This is a genomic window from Isoalcanivorax indicus (assembly GCF_003259185.1).
Classification (GTDB): Bacteria; Pseudomonadota; Gammaproteobacteria; order Pseudomonadales; family Alcanivoracaceae; genus Isoalcanivorax; species Isoalcanivorax indicus.
On sequence record NZ_QGMP01000001.1, the window covers coordinates 2585563 to 2598322 of the forward strand.

General features: G+C 64.6%; 11 protein-coding genes. 10 read left to right on the forward strand and 1 reads right to left on the reverse strand.

Annotation, left to right across the window (positions count from 1 at the left end; translation table 11 throughout):
* Window positions 1-55: 55 nt before the first annotated feature.
* Complete coding sequence (locus DKW65_RS11660; protein WP_162925829.1) at window positions 56-1051, reverse strand: DUF2333 family protein; 996 nt, start codon at window positions 1049-1051, stop codon at window positions 56-58.
* A gap of 189 nt (window positions 1052-1240) precedes the next feature.
* Here DKW65_RS11660 and dsbD point away from each other — a divergent pair, with 189 nt between their 5' ends.
* From dsbD to purD, 10 genes are all read left to right on the forward strand, one after another.
* Window positions 1241-3160 carry a protein-disulfide reductase DsbD gene (dsbD, locus tag DKW65_RS11665; protein ID WP_111657409.1) on the forward strand — a complete coding sequence of 640 codons (1920 nt, stop codon included), beginning with the start codon at window positions 1241-1243 and terminating at the stop codon, window positions 3158-3160.
* A 195-nt stretch (window positions 3161-3355) separates the two neighbouring features.
* Entirely contained in the window at window positions 3356-3814 is a 459-nt protein-coding gene (gene aroQ, locus DKW65_RS11670; protein WP_111657410.1) for a type II 3-dehydroquinate dehydratase, read from the forward strand.
* Window positions 3815-3826: 12 nt separating this feature from the next.
* On the forward strand, window positions 3827-4297 hold the full coding sequence (gene accB, locus DKW65_RS11675) for an acetyl-CoA carboxylase biotin carboxyl carrier protein (RefSeq protein ID WP_111657411.1): 471 nt from the start codon (window positions 3827-3829) through the stop codon (window positions 4295-4297).
* Between the two features lie 29 nt (window positions 4298-4326).
* The gene (accC, locus tag DKW65_RS11680; RefSeq protein WP_111657412.1) at window positions 4327-5670 is read left to right on the forward strand and encodes an acetyl-CoA carboxylase biotin carboxylase subunit; all 1344 of its coding nucleotides are present in this window, start codon (window positions 4327-4329) and stop codon (window positions 5668-5670) included.
* Window positions 5670-6548 (forward strand): 50S ribosomal protein L11 methyltransferase, encoded by an 879-nt coding sequence (prmA, locus tag DKW65_RS11685; RefSeq protein ID WP_111657413.1) that lies wholly within the window; start codon window positions 5670-5672, stop codon window positions 6546-6548. Before accC ends, prmA begins: the two co-directional genes overlap by 1 nt.
* 82 nt (window positions 6549-6630) lie before the next feature.
* Window positions 6631-7941, forward strand: coding sequence for a zinc-ribbon and DUF3426 domain-containing protein (locus DKW65_RS11690; RefSeq protein ID WP_111657414.1), 1311 nt, complete (start codon window positions 6631-6633; stop codon window positions 7939-7941).
* A 104-nt stretch (window positions 7942-8045) separates the two neighbouring features.
* Entirely contained in the window at window positions 8046-9101 is a 1056-nt protein-coding gene (gene dusB / locus DKW65_RS11695) for a tRNA dihydrouridine synthase DusB (protein ID WP_111657415.1), read from the forward strand.
* Window positions 9102-9130: 29 nt separating this feature from the next.
* On the forward strand, window positions 9131-9412 hold the full coding sequence (fis, locus tag DKW65_RS11700) for a DNA-binding transcriptional regulator Fis (protein WP_111657637.1): 282 nt from the start codon (window positions 9131-9133) through the stop codon (window positions 9410-9412).
* Between the two features lie 79 nt (window positions 9413-9491).
* On the forward strand, window positions 9492-11054 hold the full coding sequence (gene purH / locus DKW65_RS11705) for a bifunctional phosphoribosylaminoimidazolecarboxamide formyltransferase/IMP cyclohydrolase (RefSeq protein WP_111657416.1): 1563 nt from the start codon (window positions 9492-9494) through the stop codon (window positions 11052-11054).
* A gap of 34 nt (window positions 11055-11088) precedes the next feature.
* Window positions 11089-12372, forward strand: coding sequence for a phosphoribosylamine--glycine ligase (gene purD, locus DKW65_RS11710; protein WP_111657417.1), 1284 nt, complete (start codon window positions 11089-11091; stop codon window positions 12370-12372).
* Window positions 12373-12760 lie beyond the last annotated feature (388 nt).

The following is a 12760-nucleotide window of genomic DNA, read 5'->3' on the forward strand; positions in this document are numbered from 1 at the left end:
GCCGACCCGCCGGCCCGGCGCTGCCCGGGCCGGTGCTGCCACCCGCGCCACCGCGCTATTCCTGCTGTACCTGCACATCAACCTGATACAGGCTCGCCCTGAGCTCCTGCAATGACAGGTTGGCCCCGGCAATATGGTTGGCCATCACCAGGGAATGATTGGCAAACAGGCCGAAACCCCGCCCGTTGAGGATCACCGGGCTGCGTACCGGCGCCTGGGTGTACTCCAGCTGATGAATGACCCGCCGCAGGTGGACGCGCCCCGAGGGGGTCAACTGCCGACCGAAATCCTGCTCGGCACCGCGCATCAGATGCAGCAGGGCCCAGGTGCTGCCACGGGCCTGATAGAAGACGTCATCCACCTGAAAGCGCGGTGTGCGGGACAGCGGCACCGATTCATCGTCCAGCAGACCGGCGTCGGGCAGCGGCCGCCCCACACTGCCCGAAAGCTCTCTGCTCAGGGCTTTCAGGCGGTCGTGCACCTCGGCCAGCCAGAAATCGAGCGCCGCCGGATCCAGGTGAAAGCTGGCTGGCACCTCGGCCTCCTGGCCCTCACGCCGCCGCACCAGATAGCGCTCCAGCGCACGAATGCCGCGCCGGTATTCCCGCTCGGCCGACGGGAACGCCCAGCTCTTGTGGTCAAACGCCAGTTGCGGGGCGGCGACCCTCAGATCCGGGTCCTCAACCAGCGTTACGCCGCGCGGACGGCCCAGCTCCTTCTGCAGTGCCCGGCTCAGGTCACGGGCCTGGGTCAGTGCCCCGTATTCCCAGTTGGGCATGTTATCCAGCCACAGGCGGTGCGGCAGAATATCGTTGCTCAGGTAGCCACCCGGCTTCTCCAGCAGCGTCGTCATCACGTTGATCAATGCCTGGGTCGTGGCCTCCCCGGGCACCGGCTGCGCCGCCACAATCAGGTCCGGCTGGGCCGGTTCACGGCTCCAGTGCCAGCCCATGAGAATATTCAGCGACAAGAGCCCGCCCAGCACAGCGGGGATCAGCACGCGACCCCGGTCACGGGCCTGGTACAGCAGGGGTTGCAGGCGGTCAGGCATCTCGAATCCTTGTAAGCCACCGGGGGCGTGCCCCCCGACTATCATGCCCCCCGACTATAGAGGAACACCGTGACCAGACAAAACCGGTGCGGCAGATCACCGCAGAGCGCGCCCCTGCCGACTCTGGTATCCTGAGCGCGCCGTGCGAGGCGCTGAACTTTCTCGCCGAGGGGAATTCCAAAGACCGCCATGACCCGACTTCATACCATGCTCGTCACAGTGCTGCTGGTCGCCCTGAGCCTGCCCGCGCAGGCCCTGCTGGGCCGTTCAGACAGCGGCAGCAGCCTGCTTGGCGGCAGCAGTCAGCAGGACCTGCCACGCCCGGAAGAGGCCATCAGTATCCAGGCCGAACCGGACCTGCCCGAGCAGGCCATCACCCTGACCTTCCGCATGATCCCCGAGGTGTTCCTCTACGAGCATGGCTTCGGCTTTCGCCTGCGCGATACACACGGCAACCTGATCAGCGATTTCAGCGACTTTCGCGTGCCCGAGGGCGAGCACAAGGACGACGAGCTGTTCGGCCCGGTGCAGGTGTACTACGACACCCTGACCCTGTCGCTGCCGCTGGATTCCGTGCCGCTGACGCCCACCGTGCTGGAGGTCGATTATCAGGGCTGCATTGAGGATGTGCTCTGTTACCCGCCCTTGACGCGCGACGTGCCGCTGACGTTCGTCAGTGCCGAGGAACTGTCCTTTGCCGCGCCGGCGGACCGCCCCGGAGACAGCCAGGAGCGCGGCGGCTTCTTCAGCACCCTGGGCTCGGAAGACGCCAATGCCTTTTCCCGCTGGATGGGCGAGCAGAATCTGGCCATGGTGGTCACGCTGTTCTTCGCTGGCGGGCTGCTGCTGGCGTTCACCCCCTGCGTATTTCCCATGGTGCCTATCCTGTCAGGCATCATTGCTGGCCAGAGCCACCCCACTGCCCGGCGCGGCTTCATGCTCAGCAGCGCCTATGTGCTCGGCATGGCGGTGCCCTACACGGTGGCAGGCTTGCTGGTGGCGGTGTTCGGCGCGCGGCTGAACCTGCAATACCTGCTCCAGCAACCGGCGGCCATCATCACCTCGGCCAGCATCTTTGTCATTCTGGCGCTCGGCATGTTCGGCCTGTTTACCCTGCAATTGCCGGAGAAACTCCGCAGCCGCCTGGCCAACGCCGGTAGCCACCGCCGGGAAGGCTCACTCAGCGGTGCCGCGCTGCTGGGCCTGATCTCAGGGCTGGTGGTATCGCCCTGCGTCACACCGATCCTTGCAGGCGCCCTGCTCTACGTGGCGGGCAGTGGCGATGCCGCCACCGGTGGTCTGTCGCTGTTTGCCCTGGCGCTGGGCATGGGGGTGCCGCTGATCGTTTTCGGCACCGGTGGCAGCCACCTGCTGCCCCGTGCAGGCACCTGGATGGAAGGCATCAAGCACTTCTTCGGCGTGGTGATGCTCGGCGTCGCCATCTGGCTGCTCGATCGCATCATTGCCGACAGCGTGACCCTGGCGCTCTACGGGCTGCTGCTGGCCGTCTACGGCATCCAGCTCGGCGCCTTGCAGCCGACGCTGGACACCAGCCGCCTGAAGCGCGGCGTGGCGATGGTGCTGGCATTGTACGGGGCCATCATGGTGATCGGCGCTGCCGCCGGAGGCACCGACCCCTGGCAACCGTTGGTAACGCAGGAACGGCAGGCCGGCACGGGGAGCCCACGTGGCGCCGACACCGGGGCCGTACAGCGGCCTGCTGAAGGGGTTTACGATTTCATCGACGTCACCGGGCGTGAGCCGCTGCAAGCACTGCTGGCCGAGGCGCGCGACAGCGGTCAGCCGGTCCTGGTGGATTTCTTTGCCGAATGGTGTGTCGCCTGCAAGGTGCTGGAAGAGACCACGCTGAGCGACGCCGCGGTACTGCAAGCCATGCAGGATCGTGACCTGATGCTGGTGCGCGCTGACGTCACGCGCATCACCCGCGATAATCAGGCGATCATGGCGGATTATGGTATTTTCGGCCTGCCCAGCCTGATCTTCATCGATCCCCGGGGGGAGGAGATCGCAGATAGCCGGGTACTCGGCGAAATGAGCCCGGAGCGCTTCCTGAATCACCTGAAAACGCGGGTATTTCCGTCGATATGACAGGGAAAAGACCATGACCGCCCAGTCAGAGATGTAAGTAAAGGTGTAAACCTCTTTCCAGCCCCGTTTTTTCCCCCTAGTATTGGGCAGCATTGAGCCAGAACTGCAACAGCCGCCTGATTGGGCGGTTTTTGCCGTCCAGTTCACAACTTTTCACTGCTTTTCGCTGACAGGTTTGTTCCACAGGAGATCCACGTGGCTTCCATTCTGGTACTGCATGGCCCCAATCTGAATCTGCTGGGCACACGGGAACCCGAGACCTACGGCCACACGACCCTTGATGACATCAACCTGCGTCTGCAAGCGCTGGCCCAGGACAACGGCCATCACCTGCAGTGGCTGCAAAGCAACGCCGAGTATGAACTGATCGAGCGCATCCACAGCGCCCGTGTCGAAGGCATCGACTTCATCATCATCAACCCGGCCGCGTTCACGCACACCAGCGTGGCGCTGCGGGATGCCCTGCTGGGCGTGAACATTCCGTTCATCGAAGTGCACCTGTCGAACACCCATCGCCGCGAAGCCTTCCGCCAGCATTCCTATTTTTCCGACATCGCCACGGGCGTGATTCTGGGGCTGGGCGCAGAGGGTTACCGCCTGGCACTGGAGGCGGCCATGGCCCACCTGAATCCTGATCCGACTGAGAAGAAGTAAAGGACACCATTTATGGATATTCGCAAGGTCAAGAAACTGATCGAGCTGCTTGAGGAATCCGGTATCGACGAACTGGAGATCCACGAGGGCGAGGAATCCGTGCGCATCAGCCGCAACAGCCGCAATGCAGCACCTGCGCCGCAGATGTATGCCGCCCCTGCGCCCGCACCGGCACCAGCGCCCGCTGCAGCGGCTGCACCGCCCAGCGCAGGCAGCAAGGAAAAGACCGGTGACGATGCATTGCCCCCCGGACATATCGTGCGCTCGCCGATGGTCGGCACTTTCTATCGTGCCTCTTCTCCCGGCGCCGCCAACTTCACGGAAGTCGGCCAGCAGGTCAAGGCCGGCGACGTCCTGTGCATCATCGAAGCCATGAAGATGATGAACCAGATCGAAGCCGACAAATCCGGCACCATTGAAGCCGTACTGGTGGAAAACGGTGAACCAGTGGAATACGACCAGCCAATGTTCGTCATTGGCTAGGCCCTGTTCGCCCAGGAGAATCCGACACCATGCTACGAAAAGTTGTCATCGCCAATCGGGGCGAAATTGCACTGCGTATCCTGCGCGCCTGCAAGGAACTCGGCATTCGCACCGTTGCGGTCTACTCCAAGGCCGACCGGGAGCTGATGCACGTGCGCCTGGCCGACGAGTCGGTGTGCATCGGCCCGGCCCCGTCTGGCGAATCCTATCTGAACATTCCGGCCATCATCAGCGCGGCGGAAGTCACCGACGCCGATGCCATCCACCCCGGCTACGGGTTTCTGGCTGAGAACGCCGATTTCGCCGAATGCGTTGAGCGCTCCGGCTTCATCTTCATCGGCCCGAAAGCCGACACCATTCGCCTGATGGGCAACAAGGTCTCCGCCATCAATGCCATGAAAGAAGCGGGCGTGCCCACCGTGCCCGGCTCGAACGGCCCGGTCGGCGAAGACAGCGACGAGGCCCTGCGTCTGGCAGAAATGATCGGCTTCCCGGTGATCATCAAGGCGGCCGCCGGGGGTGGCGGGCGCGGCATGCGCGTGGTGGAGAAATCCGCCGCCCTGCTCAACGCCATCACGCTGACCCGTTCGGAGGCCAAGAATGCCTTCGGCGACGATACGGTCTATATGGAGAAGTTTCTCCAGCATCCCCGCCATGTGGAAATCCAGGTGCTGGCCGATGGTCAGGGCAATGCGATCCATCTGGGTGATCGCGACTGCTCGCTGCAGCGTCGCCACCAGAAGGTGGTCGAGGAAGCCCCGGCACCGGGCATCCCGGATGATATCCGCAACGAAGTGGCAGAGCGTTGTGTTCGCGCCTGTATCGAGATCGGTTATCGCGGCGCCGGCACCTTCGAGTTCCTGTATGAAGACGGCCAGTTCTACTTCATCGAGATGAACACCCGCGTGCAGGTGGAGCACCCGGTGACCGAAATGGTCACGGGGGTCGATATCGTCAAGGAACAGCTGCGCATCGCCGCGGGCGAGCCGCTGTCGCTGCGCCAGAGCGATATCCAGATCAACGGCCATGCCATTGAAGTACGGATCAACGCTGAACACCCGGAGCGCTTCACACCCTGCCCCGGCACTATCCGCTATTTCCATGCCCCTGGCGGCAACGGCGTGCGGGTGGATTCGCACATCTACGGCGGCTACACCGTACCGCCCTACTACGATTCGCTGGTGGCCAAGATCATCACCTGGGGCCCGGACCGTGCCAACGCCTTTGTGCGCATGCGCAACGCCCTCGACGAAGTGGTGATCGACGGCATCGACACCAATGTGCCGTTGCACCGCGAAAAGATCTTCCGCGACAAGGCCTTTGAAGCGGGTGGCGTGGACATCCACCACCTCGAATCGAAGCTGCGCAACTGATGGCCTGGCTGCAAGTGCACATTCCTTCCACCGCCTCACAAGCCGAAGCGGTGGAGGATGCCCTGCTGGCACTGGGTGCGCAGGCGGTCACGCTGGCGGATGCGGCTGACCAGCCCTTGTTCGAACCGCCGCTGGGCGCCACGCCCCTGTGGCGGGAAACCATTATCAGTGCCCTGTTCGATGCCGACACGGATACCGATGCACTGCTGACGGGCCTGACCGCGCAACTGGGTGAGGCGCCCGCTGATTACCGCATGGAGCAACTCGCCGACCAGGCCTGGGAACGGGCCTGGATGGACGACTTCAAACCCATGCAGTTTGGCGAGCGGCTGTGGATCGTGCCCAGCTGGGCGGAACCGATAAGCGGCGACGCCGTCAATCTGCGCCTTGACCCCGGCCTGGCCTTCGGCACCGGCACCCACGAAACCACCGCCATGTGCCTGCGCTGGCTGGACGGCGCCGACCTCACCGGCAAGACCGTGCTGGATTTCGGCTGCGGCTCCGGCGTGCTGGCAATCGCGGCACTGCTACTCGGCGCCGAACGGGTGCTGGCCTGTGACATTGATCCCCAGGCACTGATGGCCACCCGGGAGAACGCCGCCCTGAACGGCGTCGCGCATCGCCTGGACGCCTGCCTGCCCGGGGACCTGCCCACCAGCGCCACCTTTGATCTGGTCATTGCCAACATCCTTGCTGGCCCGCTGGTGGAACTGGCTCCGCAATTGCTCGGCTTCTGCGGACCCGGCAGCGAGTTGGTGCTGTCCGGCATTCTGGCCGAACAGGCCGATAACGTAGAGGCTGCCTACACCCCCTCGATCCGCTTTGCAGCGCGTGGGCGTGACGGCGACTGGGTGCGCCTGGCAGGGCGCCATTCGTAAGGCACCGTGACGCAAGCCCTTGCCAGAACCCCGGTGTTTCCGTAAAACCACACAGACAATGCCCGCGCGCTGACGGATTCCCATGGCAACTCAGTACAAGACGCAATGCCCGCACTGCGGCGCCCAGTTCAAGATTGGTGAACAACACCTCCGCCAGGCCCGGGGCGCCGTGCGCTGTGGCAGTTGCCTGCAGGTCTTCCAGGCCACAGACCATCTGATCGAAGCGCCCGCCCCGACGGCCGCGCCAGCGGCGCCCTCTCCGGCAAGCCCTCCGGCGAGGAAGAAACGGGCCACGGATGACGAATCCTGGGCCGAAGATCTGCTCGCCAGCGAAACGCCTCCCCCCGCACCCGCGCCCCCCCAGGCCCCGGCCCGGCAGTGGACACTGGACGACGATGCGCCCCCTGCGGCTGCCGCGCCGGGCGAGAGCAAGCCATCGCTGGATGACGACCGTAACGATACCCGTGTCTCTCTGGGCGGGCGTCTTGAACTGAGTGATTCCTTCCTGTCGCTTGATGAAGACAGTGCCGACGGCCTCGGCGATGAAGACTTTTCCGACATGAGCGGCGCCGGACGCAGCACTCAGGGCCAGGGCTCGGACGAATCCTGGGCCGAAGCCCTGCTTCAGGAACTGGAGGAAGAAGACGCCCCGCCCCCGCCGCCCCGCTCCGCTGCGGAGATGCGTCTCGACGGCGATACGCCGCCTTCTCGCCAGCGTGCGTCGAAGGCACGCGCGAAAAAAGAAGATGATCTGTTCGAGGACAATTTCGACCTGTTCGGCGGGTCCGGGGATGACGACCTCGACGCACTGGCCCTGGAGGAGCTGGATGAGCCGCCCGTCCGAAAGGCGCCCCGCGGCGAACCGCTGTTCGCCCGTGAGCGACTCGATATCGGCCAGGCGATAAAATGGACCACCCTGTCACTGGCCGCATTGCTGGTGCTCACTACCCAGTATCTGGTGTTCAACCACGACCGGCTGGCGCGCACACCGCAGTGGCGGCCACTGTACGCCACAGCCTGCGACCTGTTTGGCTGCAGCCTGCCCAATCCCTCGGACGTGCGCACGTTGCGCGGCGCCAATCTGGTGGTGCGCAGCCACCCCGATGTCGCTGACGCGCTGGTGGTGGACGCCATCCTGTTCAACCACGCCGACTATGAGCAGCCCTTCCCGATTCTGGAGTTGAGTTTCAGCTCGTTGCGCGGGCAGCCGGTGGCCAGCCGGCGCTTCCTGCCACAGGAGTACCTGCGCGGAGAACTGCTCGGCATGCAGACCATGCCCAGGGACGTGCCGATCCGGGTGTCCTTCGAAATCATGAATCCCGGCGAGCAAGCCGAGAACTACCGCCTCTACTTCCACCCCAACAACGGCCAGGCGAACCACCCCGGGGCCTGAATCCGGCCCCTTCGGGCCTTTCCCCCGGCCGGGCACAGCACTATCATGTGCGCCCTCGCCCTGCCGCCCCCTCGCGCAGGGCGATCCCGGCCCCGGAGGCGACCGTGCAGATCGGCCCCTACACACTCGACAACCCGCTGGTGCTGGCCCCCATGGCCGGCGTCACCGACCGCCCGTTCCGGCAACTGTGCCGTGACCTGGGCGCCGGGCTGGTGGTGTCCGAGATGGTGACCGCCGACACCCGCCTGTGGCAGTCGCGCAAGAGCCGCACCCGCCTTCCCCATGCCGATGAACCGGGCCCGGTGTCGGTACAGATCGCTGGCGCAGACCCGGCCATGCTGGCGGATGCAGCACGCGCCAATGTGGACCTGGGCGCGCAGATCATCGACATCAACATGGGCTGCCCGGCAAAAAAAGTCTGCCGCAAGGCGGCGGGCTCGGCATTGCTGCGCGACGAAGCGCTGGTCGCGGACATCCTGCAGGCGGTGGTACGGGCGGTAACGGTGCCGGTAACACTGAAAATCCGCACCGGCTGGAGTCCCGACGAACGCAATGCGCTGACCATCGCACGCATTGCCGAAGACGCAGGAATTCAGGCACTTGCCGTTCATGGTCGCACCCGCGCCTGCCGTTTCAACGGCCACGCCGAGTACGACACGATCGCCCGGGTCGCTGCGGCGGTGCGCATCCCGGTACTCGCCAATGGTGATATCGATTCACCGGAAAAAGCCAAACGGGTACTGGAAACCACCGGCGCCAGTGGTATCATGATCGGCCGCGCTGCTCAGGGTAACCCCTGGATCTTCCGCGACACGTTGCACTACCTCGCCCATGGCGAGTTACCGCCGTCGCCGGAAGTCGGAGATGCCGCCCACCGGGTGCTGGGCCATCTCGGGGCGTTACACCAGTTGTACGGCGAGGATGCCGGCGTACGCATCGCACGGAAGCATCTGGGCTGGTACACGCAGTCCCTGCCCGGGGGCGAAACGTTCCGGCAAGGATTCAACCGACTGGATAGCGCCGCTGCACAGCGGCATGCGATTGAGCAGTATTTCCACAATCTTGAACAGCACACTGACCGTATCCCCATTGGTCAGTACAGAGTGTCTGCCGCCGACACCGGGGAAGGCGTTGCGCAACACGGAGACATGGCCGCATGACCAGCACAGCTGCATGGACACTGATTGACATGAACACCGCTGAAGACCGTACACCCCACCTGACACTGGCCCAGACCGACAGTCAGGATACGCTGCGCAATTGCGTGCGCCGCTCGCTGATCGAATACTTCAACAATCTGGAAGGCGAATCCGTCAACGACCTGTATCAGATGGTCCTGGCCGAAATGGAGATCCCCCTTCTGGAGAAAGTGCTGGAGTACACCCGCGGCAACCAGACCCGGGCCGCCGAGATGCTCGGCCTGAACCGGGGCACCCTGCGCAAGAAACTCAAACAGTACGGCCTGCTCTGACCTGCAGGCCTGACCGAGAAGGGCAGTCATGGCTGCCCTTTTTTATTCGTAACACGTTCAGCACGAAGGTAGACAAGGCATGAGCACAGCCGTCCAGCGCGCCCTCATCAGCGTTTCCGACAAGACCGGCGTGGTCGATTTCGCCCGCGCCCTGCAACAGCGTGGCATCGAACTCCTTTCCACCGGCGGTACCTTCCGCGCCCTGTCCGAGGCCGGCATCCCGGTGCGCGAAGTGTCCGACTACACCGGTTTCCCGGAGATGATGGACGGCCGGGTCAAGACCCTGCACCCGAAAATCCACGGCGGCATCCTCGCCCGCCGCGGCCAGGACGACGCCGTGATGGCCGACAGCGACATCCAGCGCATCGACCTGGTGGTGGTCAACCTGTACCCCTTCGAACAGACCGTGGCGAACCCGGACTGCTCCCTGGAAGACGCCATCGAGAACATCGATATCGGCGGCCCGACCATGGTCCGCGCCGCCGCCAAGAACAACGCCCATGTCGGCATCGTCACGGACCCGAAGGACTACGCCCAGGTCCTGGCCGAGCTGGACCAGCACGAGGGCGCCCTGAGCGACGCCTTCCGCTTTGACCTGGCAATCCGCGCCTTCGAGCATACCGCCGCCTACGACAGCGCCATCGCCAACTATTTCGGCCAGCGCGTCGGCAACGGCAACGACCCCTTCCCGCGCACCCTGAACCTGAACTTCGTCAAGGCGCAGGACATGCGCTACGGCGAAAACCCGCATCAGCGCTCTGCCTTCTACACCGAGCGCCACCCGCAGGAAGCATCCATCGCCACCGCCAGCCAGTTGCAGGGCAAGGCGCTGTCGTACAACAACATTGCCGATACCGACGCCGCCCTGGAGTGCGTCAAGCAGTTCGTCGAGCCCGCCTGTGTCATCGTCAAGCACGCCAACCCCTGCGGTGTGGCCGTGGCCGACAACATCCTGGCGGCCTATGACCTGGCCTTTCACACCGACCAGGAATCCGCCTTCGGCGGCATCATCGCATTCAACCGCGAACTGGATGAAACCACCGCGCGCGCCATCGTCGACCGTCAGTTCGTTGAAGTGATCATCGCACCGTCGGCCACCGAGAAAGCGGTGACCACCGTGGCCGAGAAGAAGAATGTGCGCCTGCTGGTGTGCGGCGAATGGGACCGCAACCTGCCTGCCTTCGACTACAAGCGTGTCAACGGCGGCCTGCTGGTGCAGGATCGCGACCTGGGCATGGTCGGCGCCGCTGACCTCAAGGTGGTCACCAAGCGTCAGCCTGATGAGCAGGAGATCCGCGATCTGCTGTTTGCCTGGCAAGTGGCCAAGTTCGTCAAGTCCAACGCCATTGTCTATGCCCGCGACGGCCGCACCATCGGCGTCGGCGCCGGCCAGATGAGCCGCGTCAATTCGGCCCGCATCGCCGCCATCAAGGCCGAGCATGCCGACCTGCAGGTCCAGGGTGCCGTGATGGCCTCCGATGCCTTCTTCCCGTTCCGCGACGGCATCGACAATGCCGCCAAGGCAGGCATCCGCTGCGTCATCCAGCCCGGCGGCTCGATCCGCGACGAGGAAGTGATTGCCGCCGCCGACGAGGCCGACATGGCCATGGTATTCACCGGCATGCGCCACTTCCGCCACTGAGCCGAAGACTGGATAGCACCACAGGAGACATCCCATGAAAGTGCTGATTATCGGCAACGGTGGCCGCGAGCATGCGCTGGCCTGGAAAGTGGCCTGCTCGGAAGCTGTGGAGCAGGTGTTTGTGGCCCCCGGCAATGCCGGCACCGCCCGTGAAGCGAAAGTGGAAAACATCGCCATCGCCGCCACCGACAAACAGGCCCTGGCCGACTTTGCCGAGCAGAACGGCGTCGCCCTGACCATCGTCGGCCCCGAAGCGCCGCTGGTGGATGGCGTCGTGGACCTGTTCCAGTCGCGCGGCCTGCGCTGCTTCGGCCCGACAGCCGGCGCGGCACAACTGGAGGGCTCCAAGGCCTTCACCAAGGATTTCCTGGCCCGCCACCAGATTCCTACTGCCGCCTACGGCAACTTCACTGATCTCGACGCCGCGCTGGCCTATCTGCGTGAGCAAGGCGCTCCCATTGTGGTCAAGGCCGACGGCCTGGCGGCGGGCAAGGGCGTCATCGTCGCCATGACCCTGGAAGAGGCCGAAGCGGCCGTACGCGACATGCTTGACGGCAATCGCTTCGGCGACGCGGGCCACCGCGTGGTCATCGAGGAGTTCCTGGAAGGCGAAGAAGCCAGTTTCATTGTCATGGTCGATGGCGAGCATGTACTGCCGATGGCCACCAGCCAGGACCACAAGCGCGTCGGCGACGGCGACAGCGGCCCCAACACCGGCGGCATGGGCGCCTACTCCCCGGCGCCGGTGGTCACCCCCAGTGTACACCAGCGCATCATGAACGAGGTTATCCTGCCCACCGTGCGCGGCATGGCGGCGGAAGGCCATCCGTATACCGGCTTCCTGTATGCCGGTCTGATGATCGATGCCAGCGGCACGCCGAAGGTGATCGAATACAACTGCCGCTTCGGCGATCCGGAAACCCAGCCGATCATGCTGCGCCTGCAAAGCGATCTGGCCAGCCTGTGCCTGCTGGCCCTGGACGGTGAGCTGGATCAGGCCGACGCTGAGTGGGACCCGCGCCCGGCGCTGGGTGTGGTCCTGGCGGCAGGTGGCTACCCGGGCGACTATCGCCAGGGCGATGTCATCCGCGGTCTGGACCAGGTGGATGCGTCTGACCTGAAGGTCTTCCACGCCGGTACCGCCGAGCAGGACGGCCAGGTGGTCACCCGGGGCGGCCGCGTCCTCTGCGTCACCGCCCTGGGCGACTCTGTCGCTGCGGCCCAGACCCGCGCCTACCAGGGCGTCGAGCAGATCCGCTGGGACGACGTCTACTACCGCACCGACATCGGCTACCGCGCCATCGCTCGCGAAGCCTGACCTGCTTGCCTGCTCTCACCGGAGCGGGCCCCGTCCCCCCCCTGGGCGCGTGGTTGCCATTCTTTGACGGTTTGGTGGTTGTGGCCCTCGGGGGGCGGGTAAGGGTTTTCTGGACACGCCGTGAACCCGTCCCTGGGGGCTCTCGTTCGGCATCCATGCCTCTCGAAGGTCCAGAAAACCCTTACCCGCCCCCCGAGGGCCGTCACGCGCAGCCCGGTTAACAACTTCAAGCCAACCGAAAGTCTGGTTCCTCCAGAAAGTCTCGTAGGCTGGGCTGAGCGCAGCCCAGCCTACAAGCTACGAAGTGCCGCACGTGCCGCACGTGCCGCTGGCACTGAACTGAGGCCTTGGTGCGGGGTAACCCCTTCCAGAAGTGTGTGAGGCAGGA

What these genes read in the sequence shown, in the direction of transcription:
- accC (WP_111657412.1), top strand. Translation starts at nt 4,327, where the DNA reads ATGCTACGAAAAGTTGTCATCGCCAATCGGGGCGAAATTGCACTGCGT.
- purD (WP_111657417.1), top strand. Translation starts at nt 11,089, where the DNA reads ATGAAAGTGCTGATTATCGGCAACGGTGGCCGCGAGCATGCGCTGGCC.
- fis (WP_111657637.1), top strand. Translation starts at nt 9,131, where the DNA reads ATGAACACCGCTGAAGACCGTACACCCCACCTGACACTGGCCCAGACC.
- DKW65_RS11690 (WP_111657414.1), top strand. Translation starts at nt 6,631, where the DNA reads ATGGCAACTCAGTACAAGACGCAATGCCCGCACTGCGGCGCCCAGTTC.
- accB (WP_111657411.1), top strand. Translation starts at nt 3,827, where the DNA reads ATGGATATTCGCAAGGTCAAGAAACTGATCGAGCTGCTTGAGGAATCC.
- prmA (WP_111657413.1), top strand. Translation starts at nt 5,670, where the DNA reads ATGGCCTGGCTGCAAGTGCACATTCCTTCCACCGCCTCACAAGCCGAA.
- DKW65_RS11660 (WP_162925829.1), bottom strand. Translation starts at nt 1,051, where the DNA reads ATGCCTGACCGCCTGCAACCCCTGCTGTACCAGGCCCGTGACCGGGGT.
- dsbD (WP_111657409.1), top strand. Translation starts at nt 1,241, where the DNA reads ATGACCCGACTTCATACCATGCTCGTCACAGTGCTGCTGGTCGCCCTG.
- purH (WP_111657416.1), top strand. Translation starts at nt 9,492, where the DNA reads ATGAGCACAGCCGTCCAGCGCGCCCTCATCAGCGTTTCCGACAAGACC.